This is a genomic window from Enterococcus lemanii (assembly GCF_016909125.1).
Lineage (GTDB): Bacteria > Bacillota > Bacilli > Lactobacillales > Enterococcaceae > Enterococcus_I > Enterococcus_I lemanii.
This window is the reverse complement of the sequence record NZ_JAFBFD010000044.1, coordinates 1-23,883: the sequence shown is the minus strand read 5'-3', so window position 1 is coordinate 23,883 and position 23,883 is coordinate 1. Positions and strand designations below refer to the sequence as shown.

Annotated in this window: 22 protein-coding genes; 17 read left to right on the top strand and 5 right to left on the bottom strand. The window is 40.3% G+C overall.

Annotated features, from left to right (window positions below):
• On the top strand, positions 1-568 hold a 568-nt coding region (locus tag JOD14_RS11430), incomplete at its 5' end, for a Cna B-type domain-containing protein (protein WP_204654926.1).
• A 59-nt stretch (positions 569-627) separates the two neighbouring features.
• Here the strand turns inward: JOD14_RS11430 and JOD14_RS11425 are convergent.
• From JOD14_RS11425 to JOD14_RS11410, 4 genes are read right to left on the bottom strand one after another with little or no spacing between them, the layout of a single operon-like run.
• Positions 628-1,077: a gamma-glutamylcyclotransferase family protein gene (locus JOD14_RS11425; RefSeq protein ID WP_204654925.1), complete on the bottom strand. Its 450-nt coding sequence runs from the start codon at positions 1,075-1,077 to the stop codon at positions 628-630.
• The gene (gene pcp, locus JOD14_RS11420; protein WP_204654924.1) at positions 1,077-1,724 is read right to left on the bottom strand and encodes a pyroglutamyl-peptidase I; all 648 of its coding nucleotides are present in this window, start codon (positions 1,722-1,724) and stop codon (positions 1,077-1,079) included. The genes JOD14_RS11425 and pcp overlap by 1 nt, the downstream gene beginning before the upstream one ends.
• A gap of 27 nt (positions 1,725-1,751) precedes the next feature.
• Positions 1,752-2,672 carry a DUF979 domain-containing protein gene (locus JOD14_RS11415; RefSeq protein WP_204654923.1) on the bottom strand — a complete coding sequence of 307 codons (921 nt, stop codon included), beginning with the start codon at positions 2,670-2,672 and terminating at the stop codon, positions 1,752-1,754.
• A 2-nt stretch (positions 2,673-2,674) separates the two neighbouring features.
• Positions 2,675-3,358, bottom strand: coding sequence for a DUF969 domain-containing protein (locus JOD14_RS11410; protein ID WP_204654922.1), 684 nt, complete (start codon positions 3,356-3,358; stop codon positions 2,675-2,677).
• Positions 3,359-3,651: 293 nt separating this feature from the next.
• On the opposite strand from JOD14_RS11410, the gene JOD14_RS11405 reads away from it, so the two are divergent.
• The 3 genes from JOD14_RS11405 to JOD14_RS11395 are packed head-to-tail and all read left to right on the top strand — an operon-like array spanning position 3,652 to position 5,347.
• A complete protein-coding gene (locus JOD14_RS11405) occupies positions 3,652-4,056 on the top strand; it encodes a DUF4809 family protein (protein ID WP_204654921.1) in 405 nt (134 codons plus the stop codon).
• A gap of 38 nt (positions 4,057-4,094) precedes the next feature.
• On the top strand, positions 4,095-4,598 hold the full coding sequence (locus JOD14_RS11400; RefSeq protein ID WP_379962441.1) for a VanZ family protein: 504 nt from the start codon (positions 4,095-4,097) through the stop codon (positions 4,596-4,598).
• A gap of 26 nt (positions 4,599-4,624) precedes the next feature.
• On the top strand, positions 4,625-5,347 hold the full coding sequence (locus tag JOD14_RS11395; protein ID WP_204654919.1) for a YebC/PmpR family DNA-binding transcriptional regulator: 723 nt from the start codon (positions 4,625-4,627) through the stop codon (positions 5,345-5,347).
• Between the two features lie 54 nt (positions 5,348-5,401).
• Here the strand turns inward: JOD14_RS11395 and JOD14_RS11390 are convergent, their stop codons facing one another.
• Entirely contained in the window at positions 5,402-6,811 is a 1,410-nt protein-coding gene (locus JOD14_RS11390; protein ID WP_204654927.1) for a L,D-transpeptidase family protein, read from the bottom strand.
• 409 nt (positions 6,812-7,220) lie between these two features.
• Between JOD14_RS11390 and JOD14_RS11385 the strand changes: the two genes are divergently transcribed.
• The 13 genes from JOD14_RS11385 to lysS all read left to right on the top strand — a co-directional run bounded on the left by JOD14_RS11385 (position 7,221) and on the right by lysS (position 23,317).
• On the top strand, positions 7,221-8,213 hold the full coding sequence (locus JOD14_RS11385; RefSeq protein ID WP_204654918.1) for an L-lactate dehydrogenase: 993 nt from the start codon (positions 7,221-7,223) through the stop codon (positions 8,211-8,213).
• Between the two features lie 324 nt (positions 8,214-8,537).
• Positions 8,538-9,101, top strand: a complete 564-nt coding sequence (gene pth, locus JOD14_RS11380) for an aminoacyl-tRNA hydrolase (protein ID WP_204654917.1) — start codon at positions 8,538-8,540, stop codon at positions 9,099-9,101.
• A 9-nt stretch (positions 9,102-9,110) separates the two neighbouring features.
• Complete coding sequence (gene mfd / locus JOD14_RS11375) at positions 9,111-12,650, top strand: transcription-repair coupling factor (RefSeq protein WP_204654916.1); 3,540 nt, start codon at positions 9,111-9,113, stop codon at positions 12,648-12,650.
• 8 nt (positions 12,651-12,658) lie between these two features.
• A complete protein-coding gene (locus JOD14_RS11370) occupies positions 12,659-14,254 on the top strand; it encodes a putative polysaccharide biosynthesis protein (RefSeq protein WP_204654915.1) in 1,596 nt (531 codons plus the stop codon).
• Positions 14,251-14,517 (top strand): RNA-binding S4 domain-containing protein, encoded by a 267-nt coding sequence (locus JOD14_RS11365; protein WP_204654914.1) that lies wholly within the window; start codon positions 14,251-14,253, stop codon positions 14,515-14,517. The genes JOD14_RS11370 and JOD14_RS11365 overlap by 4 nt, the downstream gene beginning before the upstream one ends.
• Before the next feature lie 69 nt (positions 14,518-14,586).
• Complete coding sequence (locus tag JOD14_RS11360; RefSeq protein ID WP_204654913.1) at positions 14,587-14,973, top strand: FtsB family cell division protein; 387 nt, start codon at positions 14,587-14,589, stop codon at positions 14,971-14,973.
• Between the two features lie 54 nt (positions 14,974-15,027).
• The gene (locus tag JOD14_RS11355) at positions 15,028-15,477 is read left to right on the top strand and encodes a S1 domain-containing RNA-binding protein (RefSeq protein ID WP_204654912.1); all 450 of its coding nucleotides are present in this window, start codon (positions 15,028-15,030) and stop codon (positions 15,475-15,477) included.
• 85 nt (positions 15,478-15,562) lie between these two features.
• Positions 15,563-16,942: a tRNA lysidine(34) synthetase TilS gene (tilS, locus tag JOD14_RS11350; RefSeq protein WP_204654911.1), complete on the top strand. Its 1,380-nt coding sequence runs from the start codon at positions 15,563-15,565 to the stop codon at positions 16,940-16,942.
• Between the two features lie 18 nt (positions 16,943-16,960).
• The gene (gene hpt / locus JOD14_RS11345) at positions 16,961-17,503 is read left to right on the top strand and encodes a hypoxanthine phosphoribosyltransferase (RefSeq protein WP_204654910.1); all 543 of its coding nucleotides are present in this window, start codon (positions 16,961-16,963) and stop codon (positions 17,501-17,503) included.
• Positions 17,504-17,576: 73 nt separating this feature from the next.
• Positions 17,577-19,622 (top strand): ATP-dependent zinc metalloprotease FtsH, encoded by a 2,046-nt coding sequence (ftsH, locus tag JOD14_RS11340; protein ID WP_204654909.1) that lies wholly within the window; start codon positions 17,577-17,579, stop codon positions 19,620-19,622.
• Positions 19,623-19,822: 200 nt separating this feature from the next.
• Positions 19,823-20,719, top strand: a complete 897-nt coding sequence (gene hslO, locus JOD14_RS11335; RefSeq protein ID WP_204654908.1) for an Hsp33 family molecular chaperone HslO — start codon at positions 19,823-19,825, stop codon at positions 20,717-20,719.
• Positions 20,719-21,717 carry a tRNA dihydrouridine synthase DusB gene (gene dusB / locus JOD14_RS11330; protein WP_204654907.1) on the top strand — a complete coding sequence of 333 codons (999 nt, stop codon included), beginning with the start codon at positions 20,719-20,721 and terminating at the stop codon, positions 21,715-21,717. The genes hslO and dusB overlap by 1 nt, the downstream gene beginning before the upstream one ends.
• 106 nt (positions 21,718-21,823) lie before the next feature.
• Complete coding sequence (lysS, locus tag JOD14_RS11325; RefSeq protein ID WP_204654906.1) at positions 21,824-23,317, top strand: lysine--tRNA ligase; 1,494 nt, start codon at positions 21,824-21,826, stop codon at positions 23,315-23,317.
• Positions 23,318-23,883 lie beyond the last annotated feature (566 nt).

The following is a 23,883-nucleotide window of genomic DNA, read 5'->3' as shown; positions in this document are numbered from 1 at the left end:
ATACGATACAGAAGGTCTAGAATACCATTACACGATTGAAGAAATCACCGTTCCTGGTTACGACTCAAATGTTACTAGTATCTTAACGGAAGACGGAGACACCCATCAATTTGTGTTGGTAAATAGCTTAGTTACAACGCAAGTTGAAGTAACTAAGATTTGGTCTGACTTTAATAACCAATATAATTTACGTCCAGATAGTATTACTGTACGCTTAATTCAAAATGGAACAGAAATTGATAAAATGAAGTTAACGGCGAATAGTGATTGGAAAGGAACCTTTGTAGAGTTACCTCTATACGATTCAAAAGGTAAAACGTATGACTATACTATTTTAGAAGATGAAGTAGAAGGCTATACAACGAAGATTGTAGGGACGACGATTACGAATACGCTACGTTCTCGTTTACCTCAATCAGGTGGTGGTTCAACGACAACAACAAAACCAGGTACGAAACTACCTCAAACGGGAGATCAATCGAATCCAATGCTAATTAGTCTAGCTGGTCTAGCGATTTTAAGTTTAGCAGGAACAGTGATTGTTACTCGTCGTCGTAAAAGCGAATAGTTAAACCAAAAAAACTCAACCACAACTAAAAAGTGGTTGAGTTTTTTTATGATTGTTACTTATTTTAACGTTTCATAATACGTCCGCCAATTCCCTTCAGCTAAATAAAGACGATGTAAAAGAAAGTCCGTGTCATTTTCTTCGGCGTAAAAATAGACATAAGCTGAGGTTGTTTGGTCATAGGCTTGGGTCGCTTCATTAAAGATTTCGATGACGTGTTTTTCGCGGTTGTATTCATTTTTTTGCTTGTCTTGCGAAAATCCTTCTAAAACATCTAGTTCTTCAATATTGCTTGTAAAGTCTTTCAATTCAAAGAGTTCACCGTAGACCCAGTCCAAACCTTTAAGTAAAGCTGGGTATCCTTTTTCGGTTAAGTGAAATAATTGTCCTTTGATGCGGGCTTTTTTGGCGCTTCCTACTGTTTTGCCGCGGAGGTGTTTTTCGTAGTTAAATAGATTTTGCATTAAACTCCCGTAAGTAAATAAAGGGAGGATTTCTTCTTGAGTCATTAGTGGGTCGTTCCTTCAATTGTTTTTAGGTCTTCTTTGTCGTCAAATAATACGATCGCTTCAATCGCTTTTTCAAGGCTGGCAGTAATGTCAGTTAAACTCATGTATGGTTGGTTTGGTTTGTTCACGACTTGTGACGCAATAAACGGTACATGAATAAAGCCGCCTTTCATGTTTGGAAACTCTTTATCAATTAAATAAAGCACTTGGTACATAATGTGGTTGCATACAAACACGCCCGCACTATTTGAAAGGGCCGCAGGGTAGCCGGCCTCTTTAATTTGTTTGACCATCGCTTTAATTGGTAATTGCGTAAAGTAAGCCGCGGCACCGTCTGCTTGTATTGGGACATCGATGGGTTGATTGCCTTCGTTATCAGGAATACGTGCGTCGTCTACGTTAATGGCAATCCGTTCTGGGGTGATGCTAAAGCGCCCGCCTGCTTGGCCAATCGCTAAGACGACGTCGGGTTTTTCAGCTAAAATAGCGGACTTGACGACTTCGGCGGATTTACCAAAAACAGTAGGGATTTCTAATTTAATGACTTCGGCCCCTAAAATGTTATCAGGCAATGCTTTTACGGCTTCTAAGGCTGGGTTAATTGGTTCGCCCCCAAAAGGGTCAAAACCGGTGACTAAAATTTTCATTTTGTTCATCCTTTCTTTTGATTCGAATTAAAAAGCTAAAAAGTACATTAAAGCAATGTGGATTCCTAGCATAATCACGGCAATCGGTGCTTGGGCTTTAATGACGCCATTTGGATCTTTCATTTCAAGTAAAGCAACGGGTAGAGCGTTGAAGTTTGCGGCCATTGGGGTAATTAAGGTCCCACAAAAGCCAGCGGTCATAGCTAGTGTTCCAGCAATGACTGGGTCGCCGCCTTGTGCAATGACAAAGGGTACACCAATCCCAGCAGTAATGACGGTAAAGGCCGCAAAACCGTTACCCATAACCATGGTAAATAAGGCCATACCGACACAATAAGCAATGACCCCTAACAGACGGTTGCCTTCAGTAATGACCGTAGAAATCGCGCTAGCAATCACTTCGCCCACGCCAGCAGCGGTGAAAATCACGCCTAAAGCGGCTAACAATTGCGGCAAGATGCCCACGGTTCCGACTGCTTGAAACATGCGATCGGTATCATCGGCCACGGTTTTAGGGCTCGCTTTGGTTAAGAACATCGCAACGAGTAGGGCAACAATAGAAGCAACGCCAATCCCAACTTGTCCGCCAAGTGGGGTATAAGAAACACCAACCGCTACGGCCGCTAAAGTCACGGCTGGAAAGAAAATCCAACTACCGAGACGTTTAGCCCCTGCTTGCCCTTCTTCTTCAGTAATGGTTGCGGTTTTCCCGATTTTAACTTGTTTAAATAACGTTAAAATCCCAATGACGGTTAATAAAATACCAGAAATCAAATAAGGAATAAAGTTTCCAGCAGCAAAAATGACGCCTAAAATTAGCCAAAAAGCACTTGTGCCAAAGCGTTGCGGGTTGGTCGTATCTTTAAACGTCCGCACAGCCGTCATCATTAACAATAAACCAATCACAATGTAGAAAAATTCTAAAATTTGTGGAATGTATTGAGCCATGACTATTGCCCTCCTTTATTGGTATATTTACGAGCCAGTTTTAAATCAAATAAATGATTATAAATGGCAATGACAATGAGAGTAATCACCGCGATAATCAGTGCTGTTCGTGAGATGGCAGAACTGGAGACGTCATAGCCAAGTGAATCTAAAGTACCAACAATTAATAAGACACCAGAAGAGGCTACAAAGGTATTTTGACCAAAGAAATTAGCAAAGTTCTCATTTGCGGCGGCACGAGCTTTAATTTTATCCTCGTCTTCTGCTGAGATTTCACCAAATTTAGCCTTTGCGGCTGCTTGGGCCATGGGGTTAACAATTGGTCGTACAAATTGGGGATGGGCAGAAATACGAATGCCAAAAAGACCCGCAATTTGCCGGATGACCGCATAAAGGGTAATAAAACGCCCGACCGTCAGCCCTTTAATTCGCTCAATTAAAATAATCGCTTGTTGTCGCAAACCAAAACGTTCTGAAATCCCAATCATCGGCAACGTCAGCAAGAAAATCGTTACAAGGCGATTTTTAACAAAAGCTTCGCCGAAAATCGTGAAAAACTCGGTTAATGAAAGACCGGAAACAAGGGCAGTGGACAAGGCGGCGATAATCACGACCGCAATGGTATCGAATTTTAAAATAAAGCCAACAAGAATAATTAAAATCCCAATCAATTTGATCCATTCCATAAAAATTCACTCCTTAAAATTTATTTAATCATTAAAATTATACGAAAAAATACGAAAAAAAGACAATAATAATGTCGAAGTCCAATAAAAGTTTTAGAAAACGGTGTTATTTTAAACGTGAAAAACACAATTGAAGGTGTGTACAACGTATAAAGTGGTAAAGAGGAATAGTTATTCTTAAAATGAAATCATTTGCGAAAAAAGTTGGTTCACTTGAGGAAATTTGGCGAGTGCTAGCCCGGCCGTTAATTAAATGGTAAAATTAAAACATCAGCATACAAGGAGGAAATAAAATGAAAGCAACAATTACTTGTACAACCGAACTCGTTCAAGGTGGCTGCAATGCTTGTCCGGTTGTGCCGGCTACGACTTACGCACTTGCTTTTGACCAAACGCCAACTCCACTAGAAGGGCTAGACGTTGAATCATTAGTGATGGTTGTGGCGTTAAAAAATGGCTTTCGTCAAGAGTTAGTCATGGGGATGGATGACGATTACATTGTATTCAAAAAAGACGGGCAAGAAGTGAGTGCCAAAGAACAATATGGGAGTTTGACTTACGAAGGCCAAGGAGTCGCTCAAACGCTCCAAAATCGTTATTTAAAAAATGATGAATTGTTTGCCAAAGTCAACGACGTGTTAAAAAATGTTTTTGCGTTGCCGGCTGTCGAATTCATTGTTGAAGAAGTTGAAGCTTAGGGCGCGAGCAAGCAAACGTCGGATTGAGGGACTGTATGATTCAAAAATATCGAAAAAATGGTAATTTATATTTAATCATTGCTTTTTCAATGATGGGGCTTTTATTTTATAGCTCTTCACAAACGTATGAACAACAATCGCAAATTGGCCTATTGAGTCGTTTGCTTAAAAATGAACCTTTAAAAGAAATGCTTTCGCAAATTTCTTTTTCTTACGCCGGTAGTGAAGTGAGTATTGCCAAAAGTGGGTATTTTTCTTTTGTTGAATTTTTTATTCGCAAAGGGGCCCATTTTACGACCTATTTCATTTTAGGCAGTAGCTTCTTCTTAGCGCTTGTCCCGCGTTTGAAAAACCTAGCGTTAGCCGGCTTTTTTGCTTGGTTAGCGGCAACAGGTTATGCAGCCATGGATGAGTTTCATCAAATGCTGACGGGTGGGCGTACCCCGCTTTTTCAAGACGTAGCGCTTGATTCAGTCGGAGCGTTAACGGGGATTGTTTTTTGTTGGTTCATCATAGGATGGCGTGAAAAGCGTTTGTATTAAAAACCTAAATGGAAGGGGACACGGTGATGGCCGGACATAGTAAGTGGAAAAATATTCAAGGGCGTAAAAATGCACAAGATGCCAAGCGAGGAAAGATTTTCCAAAAATTATCACGAGAAATTTTTATTGCAGCTAAAAATGGTGGCGATGAGGTGGCAACCAATCCAGCGTTGCGTTTAGCCGTTGATAAGGCGCGTGCAGCCAATATGCCAAACGATAACGTGGAACGCGCAATTAAAAAAGCGACTAGTTCGACGGATGGTGCCAATTATGCAGAAGTGACGTATGAAGGGTATGGACCAGGAGGGGTAGCGGTTTTAGTTGAGACATTAACCGATAACCGCAATCGTACGGCGACAAATATTCGTGTGGCTTTTAATAAAAATGGCGGGAGCCTAGGGGAAACAGGCTCAGTCAATTATTTATTTGATCGCAAAGGTTACATCGCAATTGAACGGACAGACTTAGCCATTTCTGAAGAAGAAATGTTTGAAAAAGCTTTAGAAGCAGGGGCGGAAGATTTAATCACCGAGGCGGAAGTTTTTGAAATCTATACCGCGCCGGAAGATTTTACGAGTGTCCGTGATTTACTTGAACAAGAATTTTCTTTAGCGCAAGCCGAGTTAACGATGGTTCCTCAGACGACCATTGCGTTAGCGGCGGATTTGCAGCAGCAATTAGAACAATTAGTTGAAAAACTAGAAGATGATGATGACGTCACGGAAGTCTATACATCGGTAGAAGAATAAAAAACTCGAATGCTTTTTCTTTGGATGAAAAGAAAGCATTCGAGTTTTTTGAAATTAAAAGACTAAGACGGGTGTGCCAACTTCAATCATATCAAAAAGTTTAGCCATGACAGAAGGCGGCGTGTTAATACATCCATGTGATCCAACCGTTTGCCAAAGTTGTCCGCCATAAGCGCTTTGCCAATCAGAATCATGGATCCCGACCCCTGTCCAATCAATCGGTACCCAGTACTTAACCGGTGACGCGTACTTGGTTCCGTCATCATTAAAGCCACGCAAGACTTCATCGCGTGCTTTATTCCAAACGTAAAACACTCCTGGAGGCGTCGGCGTTGTCGGTTTACCGGTGACGACAGCGGTTTCTAATGCCAGGCTGCCATCTTTGTAATACCACATGTGCTGGTTCACTAAATCGACTTCAATGTAGGTGTTGCCAATTAAAGGCGTGCTTGTCGATGCACTTCCTTGAGCGATTGGGGAACGAGTAAATGCTTCGCCTGCTAAAATGTCAGCAATCAGTGCATCCGTCTCGCTCTCAGTAGAAATCGTCCAACTTAACGTACCAGCAGGGATATGGACTTCTCCGCGTAAGCTACTTTGGAAAGTCGAACCGTTGCTACTCGTATTGTAATTTGCGCCTAACTCACTGACGTATTGTTGCACTTTGGTACGGTCTAAATTGACGTGATTGTCTTCGTAGACTACCCATTGTGCAATAAGGTCATTTGGAATTTGGAAAGTCTGCCCATTGATTTTATAATAGGCTTCGATATTGGTGACCTTTTCAATGGTTGCTAACTCTTTTTGTAAGGCTTCATCAGTGGATAAGATTGTTGGTTTTTCAACAAAACCGGCTAAATCAACGGTTGATTTACCGTCGAGCACGGCTTGCTTGATTGCGTCCATAGCTTTCGTGACATCAATTGAATTTCCGTTTACTTCTGGTGTGATAGAAAAGCCCGTATCGTTTCTGGTCAACGTTGCGTTTTTCGTTTGTGTTTGTTGTTGACTCCAGGTCGTCAACTCGGCTTGTAAAGCTTCGCTACGAGCATCGAGTTGTGCTTCATCAAAGGCGGCTTGTGCCAAGGTATGCTTTGTTTTCGAAAAATAAGACAAGGGCCAAGCCCAAGAGTTTTGTTTTGTTTGCCATTTGGTTAATTCCGTTGCAAAATCGGGTTGGAAGCCAAATTCAGTCTTTTTAATTGTTTGTAGTGTTTCATTTTGATTGGTAATGGTAAAGCTTAAGTCACTATATTCATCGGTTAATTTTTTATTAGCTTCTTTGACGGTTAAGCCACTCACGTTTAAATCGCCAATGGTTGTTTGTGGTAAAAAACGATTTTTGTAAGTCAAGCTTTGCCAAACATACAAACCAGCTAACAAGAGTAAAATAATACTAATCACTAGGATGCTTACTTTCAGCGGGGCGTTGTTTTTAGAAGCGTGTATTTTCGAACGAGACATTAATTTAATCAACTCCATTATTTTCTTTCACTTTTTCATTATTATCTTACCATACTCTCTAAAAAAGGCACGTAAATAAACATCTCTCCTAAGAGAAAATTAAGATAAAGGCTAAAAAGAGTGGCACGGCTGTTTTTTATGAGTAAGGCATGATAAAACGTTTGGTAAATGATAAAAATTAAAATAGAATACAGTTCCTTCTTCTTTTATACCAGTCAAGAGAATAAGTGGGAAGTTGGACCGTTTGTAATTGAAAACGTTCGCGTAGCAATCAATCTTTTTTTCATTCAATGCGAAATTATAACAGTTAATAAAACTGTTATAATTCAAGAATAAATTCGTGACAAATTATCGTGAAAATGGTAGCATGTAAAGTGAAGTAAATAAAAGACGAAAGGTTGGTATATTTATGACAAATTTAAAACCTAAAACAGATAATCAAAAAATCATTCTTGTTGGAGATGGTGCAGTCGGTTCTAGTTACGCGTTTGCTTTAGTCACTCAAAATATCGCACAAGAAATTGGGATTATTGATATTAACTATGCAAAAACGCAAGGAGATGCATTGGATTTATCCCATGCGTTGGCTTTCACGTCGCCTAAAAAAATATACGCCGCAGACTATAGCGATGCCCACGATGCCGACATTGTAGTGATTACAGCGGGTGCCGCTCAAAAACCTGGTGAAACGCGTTTAGATTTAGTGCATAAAAATTTAAAAATCAACCGTTCCGTTGTTCAACAAATTGTGGCTTCTGGCTTTGATGGTATTTTCTTAGTCGCAGCTAACCCGGTGGATATTTTAACTTATTCGACTTGGAAATTTTCAGGCTTCCCGAAAGAGCGTGTCATTGGTTCAGGGACTTCTTTGGATACGGCCCGTTTCCGCCAAGCGCTAGGTGAGTTAATGGAAGTAGATGCGCGTAACGTTCATGCGTATATCATGGGGGAACACGGTGATTCAGAGTTTCCAGTGTGGTCTCATGCCAATGTTGGGGGCTTACCAATTTATGACTGGGTAATGAAAAACCGCGACGACATTGATGAAGAAGAAATGGTCAATTTATTCTTTAAAGTTCGTGATGCAGCATATGAAATTATTGAGAAAAAAGGAGCAACTTTTTACGGGATTGCAGCCGCACTATCTCGGATTACGCAAGCGATTTTAGATAATGAGCATGCGGTATTACCGTTATCGGTTTACTTAGATGGTGAATATGGCTTAAATGATATTTACATTGGTACCCCTGCGGTTATTAATGCTCAAGGAATTAAAGAGGTTCTTGAAATTCCGTTATCTGACGGTGAGCTAGACCGAATGCATGCTTCTGCCCAACAATTAAAAGAAATTTTAGATGCGGCTTTTGCAAAATTAGCAGAAGAAGATGCACAAAACGCTTAAAAATAATCCAAAAAATCCACGGACAGCTGATTGCTCCGTGGATTTTTTTGTTTGAAACCTTGAAACAACGAAAATAAGCGCTTTGTTTTTGAAAACGGAAGGCATAGGAAGTCTTTTTCATGCAAAAAAGGATCCGCCTTTCTTAAAAAAAAGCAAGAATTGAAGGAGAAACTCTAAAGAACGAAGCGAGGTGTGGTATAATTATTTTGTAAAAAATAGAATCGTTAAAGCGATAGCGGTTGAGGGTGTGAAAAAGCCAAACTTTTTCCAGTCTCATGCTTTTGCGTTGATTTATTACAATAAATATCACGGAGAGAAAACGAAATGAAAATGATTGTTGGCCTCGGTAATCCAGGTAAAAAATACGAAAAAACCAAACACAATGTTGGCTTTATGGTGGTGGATGAATTAGCAAAAGAATACCAAGCGACCTTTCAAAAAAATCCTTTTGAAGCAGAAGTTGCGACCTTCTTTTTAAATGGCGAGAAAGTTCTCTTAGTCAAGCCACAAACGTATATGAATGAATCAGGCCGCGCGGTTGGGCCTTTAATGACGTATTTAGGGGTTTATCCTGAGGAATTAGTGGTGATTTATGATGATTTAGATTTAGCGGCAGGGAAAATCCGTTTGCGTCAAAAAGGGAGCGCGGGTGGTCACAATGGGATGAAAAGTTTGATTGCTCATCTAGGAACGCAAGAATTTAAGCGCATTAAAATTGGAATTGACCGTCCGAAAAAAGGCACAACCGTTGTAAACCACGTGTTAAGCCCGTTTTCAAAAGAAGAAACACCTTTGATGGAGGAAAGTTTACATAAAGCTTGGCAAGCAACCATCGATTATTTAACGCAAGCAGATTTTATAGCGACGATGAATCGATTTAATGGATAAGGAGCCGAAATGAATATAATAAATTTAATGAATCAAGTGCCATTAATGAGTGCTTGGCAAACAGAACTAAAAACCGGTGGGACACGTCAATTGTTGACGGGTCTTTCTGGTTCAGCAAAAACCTTAGCAATTTTGGGGACCTATGAACAATTACAAAAATCAGTGTTAGTTGTCACAGCGAATTTATTTTACGCCAATCAATTAGCCGATGATTTAAGAAATTACACACCAGACGTTTTTGTTTATCCAGTGGATGAAATGATTTCTGCTGAGATGGCTTTTTCGTCACCAGAAGCACGAGCAGAAAGAGTGGCGACGTTAAATGCTGCGTTGGCACAAAAAAAGGGGATTTACGTTTTACCTGCTGCCGGTGTTCGTCGTTTTGTCCCAAGTTTAGCCACTTGGCAAGCGCATCATTTTGAATGGACGATTGGCAGTGACATTGATTTAGAAACATTGCCGACGCAACTCGTTTTGATGGGGTATGAACGACAAGAAATGATTAATAAGCCCGGCGAATTTAGCATCCGCGGTAGTATCATTGACATTTACCCACTGGATACGGAAAATCCGATTCGCATCGAATTGTTTGATACGGAAATTGATTCGTTGCGTTCGTTTGACGAAGAAACACAGCGCTCGATTGAAAATATTACGAGTGTGTCCCTTTCACCGACAACGGATTTAGTTTTTTCAAAAGAAAACTTACAACAGGGTTATCAAGCACTACAAATGCAACTCGACAAACGCTTAGCTGTGACCCAAAATGAGGCCGATCGTCAGACGTTAACGGATTACTTCAATCAAGTCGGCACACTTTGGCAAGAAGGGATTCCTGGGGAAAATGCTATTTTTTATACCGATTTCTTATATCAAGAAAAGCATACCATCTTGGATTTTTTCTCTCCTGCAAACAGTCTTTTAATTTTAGATGACTATGCCCGAATCATGGAAGCCAGTCGAGAGATGCAACAAGAAGAAGCGCAATGGCATACGATGAAAATTGAAGAATTGCGCGTTTTTTCAGATCAGCAATTTGGTGGCGACTTGTTTCAAATTTTAAATAAAAATGAGTTTCAAACGAGTTACTTTTCATTGTTTCAAAAAGGGATGGGCGGCTTACGCTTTCAAGTGATTCATAATTTTCAGTATCGTCCGATGCAACAATTTTTTGGTCAAATGGGTTTGCTAAAAACCGAAGTCGACCGCTGGGAGAAAAAACAACAAACAGTCATCTTTATCGTCAGTGAACAAGAACGCCGTAAACGGTTAGCCCAAGAATTTCGCGAACATCAAATTTATGCGGTAGAAACGACCCCGGATCAATTATTTACGGGTCGTACGCAAATCATTGAAGGAAGTTTACAAAGTGGGTTTGAATTGCCACAAGACGGCATCGTTTTTGTTACGGAAAAGGAAATCTTCCAAAAAGTCTCGAAAAAAAGAACGCATCGTCAAACAATCTCCAACGCAGAACGTCTGAAAAGCTACAATGAATTAAAAATTGGCGATTATGTCGTGCATGTTAATCACGGGATTGGGAAATATTTAGGGATGGAAACCATCGCGATTGATGGGATTCATCAAGATTACATCACCATTTTATATCAAAATGAAGACAAGTTATTTATTCCGGTTACGCAACTCAATTTAGTTCAAAAGTATGTTGCCTCCGAATCCAAACAACCTAAAATTAATAAATTAGGTGGCAATGAATGGGTTAAAACTAAACGAAAAGTAGCTTCGAAAATTGAAGACATTGCCGATGACCTCGTTCAATTATATGCCAAACGTGAAGCAGAAAAAGGCTATGCTTTTGCGCCAGATGATGGGTATCAAAAGGAATTCGAAGACGCCTTTCCTTATACCGAAACCGATGACCAATTGCGTAGTACCGAAGAAATTAAACGCGACATGGAAAAAGCCAAACCGATGGACCGCTTATTAGTCGGTGACGTCGGTTTTGGTAAGACCGAGGTGGCTTTACGGGCAGCCTTTAAAGCGATTAAAGAAAACAAACAAGTCGCCTTTTTAGTGCCGACGACGATTTTGGCGCAACAACATTACGAAACGATGTTAAGCCGTTTTGAAGGATTTCCGGTTGAAGTTGATTTGCTGAGTCGGTTTCGCACGAAGAAGCAACAAACCGAAACGATGGAAAAATTACGCAAAGGCCAAGTTGATATTGTCGTAGGGACGCATCGTATTTTATCCCAAGACATAAAGTTTGCGGATTTAGGCTTATTAATTGTCGATGAAGAACAACGCTTTGGAGTGAAGCACAAAGAACGCTTGAAACAGTTGCGTTCTCAAGTGGACGTCTTAACCCTTACGGCGACTCCGATTCCGCGGACGTTACATATGTCGATGTTAGGGGTTCGGGATTTATCCGTGATTGAGACGCCCCCAAAGAACCGCTACCCAATTCAAACTTACGTCATGGAGCAAAATCCTGGGGCGGTACGTGAGGCGGTTTTACGGGAAATGTCTCGCGGGGGGCAAGTCTTTTATTTATATAACCGTGTGGCGACGATTGAACAAAAAGTCAGTGAACTACAAGAATTAATTCCAGAGGCGCGGATTGGTTATGCGCACGGGCAAATGACGGAAGTACAATTAGAAAACACTTTGTTTGATTTTATTGAAGGCCAATACGACCTGCTTGTTTCGACAACGATTATTGAAACGGGCGTTGATATCCCGAACGCCAATACGTTATTTGTCGAACACGCGGATTATATGGGGCTTTCAACCTTGTATCAGTTACGTGGGCGAGTCGGCCGAAGCAATCGAGTCGCTTATGCTTATTTTATGTATCAAAAAGATAAAACGCTCAATGAAATTAGTGAAAAACGTCTGCAAGCGATTAAAGATTTTACCGAGCTTGGTTCGGGCTTTAAAATTGCGATGCGGGACTTATCCATTCGTGGTGCTGGGAACTTGTTAGGTGCGCAACAACATGGCTTTATTGATTCGGTCGGTTACGATTTGTATTCACAAATGTTAACCGAGGCCGTGCAACGCAAACAAGGGAAAAATACGCAAAGTGAAAAGACTTCGGTTGAAATTGACTTAGGCATTGATGCGTATATCCCAACGACTTACTTATCTGATGAACGTCAAAAAATTGAAATTTATAAACGCATTCGTGAATTAGAGACAGTTGAAGCACTTGATGAACTGCAAGATGATTTAATCGACCGTTTTGGTGAATACCCAGCGGAAGTTATCCATCTACTAGCGGTTGGTGAAATTAAGATGAATGGCGATCGCGCGTTACTCGAGCGGATTCGTAAGTTTAATGGTGTCGTGACAATTGTTTTAAGCAAAGCAGGCACTAAACTCTTTTCAGTGGAACAACTTTTTGCTGCCTTAGGGGAGACAAAATTAAAAGCCACATTAGGTGTAGAAAAGGAACAGATGCATATTAAATTAACCGTACCAAATGAAATGAAGACGCTCGTGTGGTTAAATGAATTGCAAGCTTTTGTTGCAGCTTTACGCCAACAACGGTTTGCCAATCAAGTGCCAACGACAAAAAGTGAGTAGGTGAGTAAATGGCGAAAAGTCCATTAAAAAATCTCGTACAAGGAGCCTTTATTTTAACGGTCGCGGCTTTTATTGCCAAAGTTTTAAGTGCACTTTATCGCGTGCCGCTGCAAAACTTTGTTGGCGATGAAGGGTTCTATGTTTATCAACAAGTCTATCCGTTTTATGGCTTGGCGATGACACTCGCTTTGACCGGTTTACCACAATTTATTTCAAAATATGTGGCTGAACAAGATGAAGGAAATGAGCAAGAGAAAGTCTTCGCTCAGTTACAAACGTTCATTTTCTGGCTGTCAATCTTTTTGTGGGGGCTCGTCTGGTTAGGGAGTCCGGTCATTGCGTATTTAATGGGAGATCAAGCTTTACAGCCAATTATTCAAGTAACGTCGTATACCTTCTTGTTGATCCCGCCATTAACACTTTATCGTGGCCAACTCCAAGGTCAATTTATTTTAGTTCCGACGGCTATTTCTCAAGTTGTGGAACAGTTTTTACGAGTTGGTGTTATTTTATGGGCAGCGATCTACTTTCGTTTTATTGGTGGTTGGAGTGTTTACCGCGTTTCACAAGTTGCGATGTGGGGCTCTTTTATTGGGGGGCTCGCGGCGATTTTAATTTTGGCTGTGGCGCATCGCCGTCGTTCTAAATGGCAAATTCGCTGGTCATGGCCAACCATTTCAGCTTGGCCCAAAAAAGCTGTCCGTCGCCGGTTTTTAATCGAAGGTGGCCTGGTCTCGCTTTATAGTGGCTACTTGATTTTATTTCAATTACTGGATTCTTTTTTATTGGTCAACTTTCTTGAGAAAAGTGGCTGGTCAACGACACAAGCGCGCATTGAAAAAGGAGTCTTTGATCGCGGCCAACCACTTGTTCAATTAGGCTTGGTCGTCGCCTTAGCCTTGAGTACCGGCTTTTTGCCGATGTTAACGAAATATTTACAAGAAAAAAACGCAGCAGCTTTTTTGTTTTCAACGAAACTCTATTTACGTTTAACGACTACCCTAGGGTTAGCGGCGTCGTTTGGCTTGGCCCTAGTGATGCCTTACATGAACTATGCCTTATTTAAAGACCAAGCAGGTAACCTTGTGTTAAGTTCATTTGTCTTTTCGGTCGTTTTAATGGCAGTCATTCAAGGGTATCAAAGTGTCGCCCAAAGTAAGAATCGTCTCATGCCCGCCATTCGAGCCGCGTTCATTGGTCTCTTACTAAAAGGACTTGCCACACCGCTTTTTGTCTACTGGTGGCACACATTAGGAGCGAGTCTAGCGACGCTTGTGGCGTTAGTCGTGACGTTGCTGTGCTTGATTAAAAATGAGTCGTCGAGTGTCAATCGTTTTTGGTATGAACGCGCTTTCGGTTGGCGTGTAATGGCCGCTTTAAGTGTGATGGTTGTGTCATTATTACTATTTAATCAAAGTATTGCCTGGCTTTACGGCCCTTTAAAGCACCGTAAAATGGCTTTGCTTTTTGCTTTATTAGGGGTGCTAGTAGGAATGAGTAGCTTGCTTTTTGCTTTACTTAAGTTTCAAGTTTTTACCGTTCGTGAATGGCTATTGCTCCCTTTTGGTAAAAAAATATTACAAAAAACAAGGAGAAAAAAATGAGACTAGATAAATTTTTGAAGATTTCTCGGATTATTAAACGTCGCTCCGTCGCAAAAGAAGTCGCGGATAAAGGTCGCATTCAAATTAATGGGAAACTCGCTAAATCAAGCAGTACCGTCAAAGTCGGTGACCGCTTAAAGATTCAATTTGGGAATCGTTGCGTGGAGTATGAAATTCGTGAGTTGCACGAATCAACCAAAAAAGAAGATGCCAGTCAAATGTACACGCTTCTTTCCGAGACAAAACAAGCAACATTCGATTAAAATTGGTTAGACAAGCCTTTTAGATGTTGGTATAATGAAAAAGACAAGCGAAAAAGGAGTGTCTACCAAATGAAGCAAGAAAACCAAAACAACTTACAATACCTTGATAACGATTATGTTAAAGAGAATTATGGTAAACAAGTGAAAAAACAGCGTGAAGTTATTTTTCGTCGCCGTCGTCTTGCGGCCATTATGGTAGTTGCAACGGCACTCTTCATTAGTTTAGGTATTCCTTTATTTAATGATTATTTACGTTTGCAAAATTTAAAAACGTACCAAGAACAAACAATTTTGGATCAAAAAGCATTAGAAGAGGAAGTGGTTGCTTTGCAAAAAGAAGTCGATTTGCTCCACGATGACGATTATGTAGCCAAGATTGCTCGCGAACGTTTTTACTATTCCAAAGAAGGCGAGTTACTCTTTCCTTTGCCAGAAAGTGAAACAGCGAATAAATAAAGTAACAAAAGAAATAAACTATAGGATTTGAAAATTAGGAGGAACAAAGGGTTTATGTCAATCGAAGTGGGAGTAAAATTACCAGGAAAAGTATCAGGAATTACCAATTTTGGTGCATTTATTGATTTGGGGTCAGGTAAAACAGGGTTAGTGCATATCAGTGAAGTCTCTGACGGTTTTGTTAAAGATATTAACGATGTGTTAAAAGTTGGTGATGAAGTCACGGTCTTGGTGACAACTGTCGGAAATGATGGGAAAATCGGCTTATCCATTCGTAAAGCCAAAGATCAACCAAAAGAAGAAAAACGTGAATATCCGAAAAAGGACTTCCAACGTCCACAACAAAAGAAACCATTTCCAAAAGCTCAAAGTACAAGTAATCAAGGAAAACAAGACTTCGATTCGCTAATGAGTTCTTTCTTAAAAGATAGTGATGATCGCTTATCTTCGCTTCGTCGCAATACCGAAGGCAAACGCGGTGGCCGCGGTGGTCGTCGCAACTAATTTAAACGACATAACAGGTGGGAATCAAAAGATTGATTAAATGCCCACCTGTTTTTTTCATTAGGTAAAAAATGGAGGGAAGAAGATGGATCCTGAACAAATCGCGCAAAAAGCCGCGACTCATGCCTGGTGGCCAACAAACGGTCGCGTGCTAGTCGCCGTCTCAACGGGGATTGATTCAATGGTCTTGCTTCACTTATTAGAACAATTGCGTCCGACGGGATTAACGATAGGAGTTGCCCATGTCAATCATCAATTACGGGCGGCATCGATGGCAGAAGCCCGTTTTTTAACGGAATATTGTCACGATCGAGAGTTGCCTTTTTACATGGCAACTTGGGAAGACCCAGCCGTGCGCAATATTGAAGCCCAAGCCAGAGACTTTCGTTATGCTTTTTTTAAAAAAATCATGGCAGAAGAAGCGTACCCTTGCCTAGTCACTGCCCACCATTTAGACGATCAAGTGGAAACGATGTTGATGAAAATGATTCGCACGGGTGAAGTTTTTGCGAGTTCAGGCATGCAACTTGAGCAACCTTTTAACAATGGCAAATTGATCCGTCCGTTACTGCATACGCCCAAAGAAACCATTATCGCCTATGCACAAAAAAATCAATTGATTTATTATGAAGACGAAACAAATCAAAGTGACTGTTATCAAAGAAATCGTTTGCGCCAACAAGTTTTGCCAGCTTTGAAGTTAGAAAATCCCCAAGCGTTCGCTCATTTTCAGCAAATTTCAGAACAACTGCTACGGTTGGAAGAATGGCTTGCGCAACAACAAGCAATCTGGCGTGAAGAAGCGGTTGTTTTTTTCGAGGATTCGATCACAATTGATTTAACTTGGTATGCCAAAAAATCAACGACTGAACAAACCTATTTTTTAGCCGATATCATAAAACAAGGGCAAGAAAAATTTAATTTAGCTATTTCACATAAGCAAATCCAGCAAGTGCAAAAACTGCTAGAGAAAAAGAAACCGCAGTGGCGCATTGACTTAACCGATGATTGGGAATTTTCACGCCAATACGAACAACTTTTGCTCCAAAAGAAAAAACAAATTCAAGCATCAGAAGGGGTCTTTTCATTAAAGCGAAATCAAGGAATTTATTTAACAGAAGACCAATGGGTAGGCCTTTTTTTACCGGGACAAGAAAAAATTCCCGAAAAAGTCAAAGATTGGTCGGAATATCGTCAAACAATCAAACTAGACTTAACCATTGAGCTAACCTTACGCAAAAGACAACCGGGCGATCGGATTGCTTTATCTTCCAGCTTAACGAAGCGTCTTTCGCGTTATTTGATTGATCAAAAAATCCCGCAAAACAAAAGAGAAGACGCGTGGGTTTTGTGCGATGAAAATGAAACCATTTTGGCGCTATTGCCCTATATGCTTTCTTATTTGAGTATTCCCAAAGAAACTGATAAAATACACTACGTACTTCTATATAAATACCAGAAGTAAGATTGGAAGGAGAACTTTATGTTAGAAAAAGACATCGAAAAAACGTTAGTATCGAGAGAAGAGATTAGCCGACGTTGTGCAGAATTAGGCGCCATTTTAACGGAAGAATACCAAGGGAGAAATCCATTAGTGGTAGGTGTACTAAAAGGTGCGATTCCTTTTATGGCTGATATTGTTAAAGAAATGGACTGTCAATTAGAATTGGATTTTATGGACGTATCAAGCTACGGGAATGCTTTGGTTTCTTCAGGTGAAGTTAAAATTATTAAAGACTTGGACACCAACGTGGAAGGTCGCGATATGCTAATTGTGGAAGATATTATCGATAGTGGGCGTACACTCGCTTACTTGGTCGATTTATTCAAATACCGTAAAGCAAAATCAGTTAAAATCGTGACGTTACTTGACAAACCAGAAGGCCGTGTGGTTGATATTAAAGCCGATTATGTTGGTTTTGACGTACCAAACGAATTCGTCGTCGGTTACGGTTTAGACTACCAAGAGCAATACCGCAACTTACCGTATGTTGGTGTTTTAAAACCAAGCGTCTACCAAAACTAAAATTGAACGTTTTCAATTATAGTGTGGTACGATATAATAAGAAAAACCAGACAAAATCTTAAGGAGGAACCGCATGAACAATAAAAACAAGGGTACGGTTCGCAATACCCTTTATTATGTGCTAATTTTATTATCCATGGTCATGGTGGTGTACTTTTTCTTTGGTAACGGAAACAGTCAGACACCTGAAATTGAATATTCAAAATTTGTCCAACAGTTAAAAAATGGCGATATCAAGGAATTTAAGATTCAACCAGCCAACGGTGTTTATCGTGTGACTGGGCAGTACGAAAAAGAGCAAACAATTGAAAATAATAGCGGACTAAGTGTTTTAGGGACAACCCAAGGCTCGACGTCACGCTTTACGACGATTATTTTGCCAAATGATTCGACTTTAAGTCAAATTACCGAGTTAGCAAAAGAAAATAATATTAAAACGATAATTGAAGAAGAATCCACCAGTGGTATTTGGTTATCATTATTAATTAGCTTCTTACCATTAGTGATTTTCATTTTCTTCTTCTACATGATGATGAGTCAACAAGGTGGCGGCGGTGGTGGCGGTGGCCGTGGCGTGATGAACTTCGGGAAATCAAAAGCCAAAGAAGCCGACAAAAATGCCGTGAAAGTTCGTTTTTCTGACGTTGCTGGTGCGGAAGAAGAAAAACAAGAATTAGTGGAAGTCGTGGAGTTCTTAAAAGACCCACGTCGCTTTGTTGCATTAGGTGCGCGTATTCCAGCAGGGGTACTTTTAGAAGGACCTCCAGGAACAGGTAAAACACTCTTAGCGAAAGCCGTTGCCGGTGAAGCAGGTGTACCATTTTATTCAATTTCTGGTTCAGATTTCGTTGAGATGTTTGTCGGGGTCGGTGCTAGCCGTGTTCGTGACTTGTTTGAAACAGCGAAGAAAAATGCACCCGCTATAATTTTTATTGATGAGATTGATGCAGTCGGTCGTCAACGTGGTGCCGGTTTAGGTGGCGGACATGACGAACGTGAACAAACTTTAAACCAATTATTAGTTGAAATGGATGGCTTCGGCGGTAACGAAGGAGTTATCGTAATTGCTGCAACGAACCGTTCAGATGTTTTGGATCCAGCTTTATTACGTCCAGGTCGTTTTGACCGTCAAATTTTAGTCGGTCGCCCAGATGTGAAAGGCCGTGAAGCAATTTTGCGTGTGCATGCGCGCAATAAACCACTAGCCAATGACGTAGACTTAAAAGTCGTGGCACAACAAACACCAGGTTTTGCCGGTGCAGAGTTAGAAAACGTCTTAAACGAAGCCGCTTTAGTTGCTGCTCGTCGTAATAAAAAGAAAATCGATGCATCGGACATTGATGAAGCGCAAGACCGTGTGATTGCGGGACCTGCTAAAAAAGACCGTGCCATCAGTAAACGTGAACGTGAGATGGTGGCTTATCATGAAGCCGGTCATACAATTTGTGGGCTTGTCTTAAGTCGCGCGCGGGTTGTTCATAAAGTAACAATTATTCCACGTGGCCGTGCCGGTGGGTATATGATCGCTTTACCAAAAGAAGATCAGTTCTTACTAACAAAAGAAGATATGTTTGAACAAATCGTTGGGTTACTTGGTGGCCGAACAGCTGAAGAAGTTTTCTTTAACGTGCAATCAACTGGTGCCTCAAATGACTTTGAACAAGCAACTGCTCTCGCACGTAGTATGGTTACTGAATATGGGATGAGTGATTTAGGTCCAGTCCAATACGAAGGGAACCACCAAGTATTTGTTGGTCGTGATTATGGTCAAACAAAAGCTTACTCTGAACAAGTTGCTTTTGAAATTGACCAAGCCGTTCGTCAAATTTTAACCGACGCCCATACAAAAGCGCGTGAAATTATCGAAGAGCATCGTGAAAAGAATATTTTAATTGCCGAAAAATTATTAGAGTTCGAAACACTTGATGCAAAAGCAATTAAATCACTCTTTGAAACAGGCGCAATGCCAGCTGATTTTAAAGATGATGAATTTCCAAGTGAACACGCTGCACAATCTTATGAAGAAGCGAAACGTGCTTTAGAAGAAAAAGACGCGCAAAAACAATTGGAAGAGAAAAAAGAAGTCCAAGCAGAAGAGCAAGAAGAAACAAACGAATAATCAAAAAGCCATGAAAAAATCATTTTTCATGGCTTTTTTGCCCGGGATAAAAAGTTTTCAAATCCTCTTCGTTCATGCTCGAAGTTAACTGCTGAAAAAACAACCTTTTATAAAAATCTGTTAAAAAAGAAAACTTCGAAGTTGAAAAATAAAAAAGATACAGGTATGATGCAAGAAGTAATTAAAGGAGCGGAAATCAAATGAAAGATTATTTAGCAAAAGCTTTAGTATATAGTGGTTATATTCGTGCCTACGCAGTCAATGCGACAGCCACAATCGCTGAAGCGCAAAAAAGACACGACACTTGGCATTCTTCTTCGGCGGCGTTAGGTCGTGCGATGATTGGAACGATGTTATTAAGTAATAGCGGATTAAAAGGCGAAGACGAGCGTTTAACTGTTAAAATTCAAGGAGACGGCCTGGGTGGTGCAATTATCATTGATGGTGATGCCAAAGGAAATGTAAAAGGGTATATTCAAAACTCCCACGTCAGTATCCCTTTAAATGGCGATGGAAAAATTGATGTTCGTGGCGTAGTTGGCACCAATGGCGTTTTAACCGTAATTAAAGATTTGGGGTTAAAAGAGCCGTTTTCTGGTCAAGTGCCACTTGTTTCTGGGGAGTTAGGCGATGACTTTACGTATTATCTTGCTTCATCAGAACAGATTCCTTCAGCGGTCGGCTTAAGTGTGCTTGTTGATAAAGATGAAACAATTAAAGCAGCCGGTGGTTTTATGATTCAAGTCATGCCTGGTGCAGATGAAGAAGTAATTAGTGATCTTGAAACGCGATTAGCGAACTTGCCACGTGTATCAGATTTAATTGATGCCGGTAAAACACCTGAAGAATTATTAGAAATTATTTTTGAAGGGCAACCAATCATGTTTTTAGAAGAAGTACCCGTTCAATTTAAATGTGATTGTTCAAAAGAAAAATTTAGCCAAGCGCTAATTACTTTAGGAAGTCACGAATTGCAGCTAATGATTGAGGAAGATCATGGCGCAGAAACCGTTTGTTCATTCTGTAATAATAAATACTACTTTGATGAAGAGGATTTACGTGCGTTGCAACAAGAAATTGTTGGGGGCCAAGCGTAATGGACCAAAGTTGGAAAATCGGCAATGTTGAAATCCCGAATCGAGTCGTAGTTGCTCCGATGGCTGGAGTGACGAACGCGGCTTTTCGCGTAACGGTCAAAGAAGCGGGTGCTGGTTTAGTGGTTTGTGAAATGATTAGTGACCAAGGTATCCATTTTCGTAATAAAAAGACACTCGAAATGCTTCACATTGAAGAAGGAGAACACCCGCTAAGTTTGCAAATTTTTGGTGGGGCAAAGGAGTCACTTGTTGAAGCAGCACAATTTGTCGCTGAAAATACAGTTGCTGATATAATTGATATTAATATGGGCTGTCCAGTTAATAAAATTATTAAAGCCGAGGCTGGTGCAAAGTGGCTACTTGATCCCGATAAGGTTTATGAGATGGTCGAGGCAGTTTCTTCAGCGATTGATAAGCCCGTCACTGTGAAAATGCGTATTGGCTGGGATGAAGATCATATTTTTGCAGTAGAAAATGCCAAAGCTGCTCAAGCGGCAGGGGCCTCTGCAATTGCGATGCATGGTCGCACGCGGGTACAGATGTACGAAGGAAAAGCCAATTGGGACGTTTTAAAAGAGGTAAATAAACACTTGTCGATTCCTTTTATCGGCAATGGCGATGTTCGTACCCCGCAAGACGCCAAACGGATGCTTGACGAAGTTGGTTGTGATGCAGTTATGATTGGTCGCGCCGTGTTAGGAAATCCCTGGATGGTTTATCAAACACAACATTACTTAGCTACTGGTGAGCTGATCGGCGAGCCCACGCCACGCCAAAAAATTGAAACGGCTAAAATTCACTTCGATCGTTTGATTGAATTGAAAGGAGAGTTAGTTGCTTCACGAGAGTTTCGTCAACATGCAGCGTACTACTTGAAGGGGATTCCACGAGCAGCGAAAGTTAAAGCTGCGATTAACCAAGCAGAAAACCGCGAGACGATGGTGGGATTGTTAGAAGAGTTTTTAGATAAAGTAGAGCAACAACCAATCGCTCGTTAAAAGAAAAAATGCAAAAAAGTGAGTTGAAAATGAACTTCAGCTTGCTTTTTAGGCATTTCATTGGCATTATAGATAAGAAGTCAAAGACAGAAACGGAGGAAAACTCGTGACAGAGGAGCATCAAATTCAAGAAGAACTAAATGATCAAATGTTAGTTCGCCGCCAAAAAATGGAACAATTGCAACAAGAAGGAATTGATCCGTTTGGTAAGCGGTTTGATCGTACCCATAATTCTGCCGAGTTGCATGAATTATTCAACCCACGAACTAAAGAAGAATTAAAGGAAATGGATTTATCAAGTAGTATTGCCGGTCGTATGGTAACTAAACGCGGCAAAGGAAAAGCTGGTTTTGCACATCTACAAGATCGTGAAGGTCGTATTCAAATTTATGTCCGTAAAGATCAAGTTGGCGATGAGGCATATGAGCTATTCAAGCATGGTGATCTAGGCGATTTCTTCGGTGTAACCGGTGAAATAATGAAAACTGATACCGGCGAAGTTTCAATTAAAGCAAAAGAACTTGTTTTGCTATCAAAAGCATTACGTCCTTTACCAGATAAGTACCATGGTTTAACAAACATTGAACAACGTTACCGTCAACGTTACTTAGATTTAATTAGTAACCGCGAAAGTTTTGATCGTTTCATGAAACGTAGTCAAATCATTAGTGAAATCCGTCGTTACTTAGATGGACAAGGTTATATTGAAGTTGAAACACCAGTGCTACATAATCAAGCCGGGGGTGCAGCGGCTCGTCCGTTTGAAACGCACCATAATGCGCTAGATATTGAGCTTTATTTGCGAATCGCTCTAGAACTTCACTTAAAACGATTAATTGTTGGTGGAATGGAAAAAGTCTATGAAATTGGTCGTGTTTTCCGTAATGAAGGGATTGATACAACGCATAATCCTGAATTTACCATGCTAGAGTGTTATACAGCTTACACTGATTACAAAGATATTATGAACTTAACAGAAGGAATTATTCGCCACGCAGCTCAAGCAACATTAGGTACGACCGAATTAGTTTATGATGGTGTATCGGTTGATTTAGGCCCATCTTTCCGTCGTGTTCATATGGTAGATGCGGTTAAAGAGCAAACGGGTGTTGATTTCTGGCAAGAGTTAACATTAGAAGAGGCACGTGCTTTAGCGAAAGAACATAACGTAGAAATTACGGATGCGATGGGCGTGGGTCATATTTTAAACGAGTTCTTTGAAGTGTTTGTTGAAGAAACGTTAGAACAACCAACCTTTATTTATGGACATCCAGTCGAAGTGTCGCCATTAGCGAAGAAAAATCCAGATGATTCACGCTTTACAGATCGTTTTGAATTATTTATTGTTGGCCGTGAATTTGCGAATGCCTTTACGGAATTAAATGATCCAATCGATCAACGTACACGTTTTGAAGCGCAAGATGCAGAAAGAGAAGCTGGAAATGACGAAGCGCATGGTGTGGATGAAGATTTCCTAGAAGCATTAGAGTATGGTATGCCACCAACTGGCGGATTAGGCATCGGAATTGACCGACTAGTCATGTTATTAACAGATGCACAATCAATTCGTGATGTGCTGTTGTTCCCTACAATGAGATAGATTTTAAATAAAATGTGTGAACGTAAAGAGAGAAGACAGCAAGTAATATTGCGTTTTCTCTCTTTTTTTTCTTTGTAGGATAAAATTTAGAAGTGATAAGTCGTTAAATCCGAACAATTAGCGAAGAGAGTAGAAAACTAGCGTATTTTCATTGTATATTTTTATATAGAAGTTGTTGACCAGAAGCGATTTAATTGGTATATTAATAAATGTCCGAAATGTTAAAAAAATAGTTGACAGATGATAGGATAAGATGTTATTCTAACGAAGTTGTTTTTCAAATAACTGTTTAATCTTTTTTGAATATTTTTTTAAAAAAGATGTTGACAAGTAGAAACTTCATTTGTTATTATAACGAAGTCGCCGTTAGCGAAGAAAGTTAAATGAAAATTTTCTCGAAAAAACTTTTAAAAAAAGTGTTGACTTTCGAAAATCAACCTGATATGATATAAGAGTTGCTAACGCAATGATGTAGACCTTTGAAAACTGAACAAAGCAAGCAAACGAACCAAATGTGTAGGACTTCTATTTTAATATAGAAGCAAACATACAAAGCAAGCAAAAAT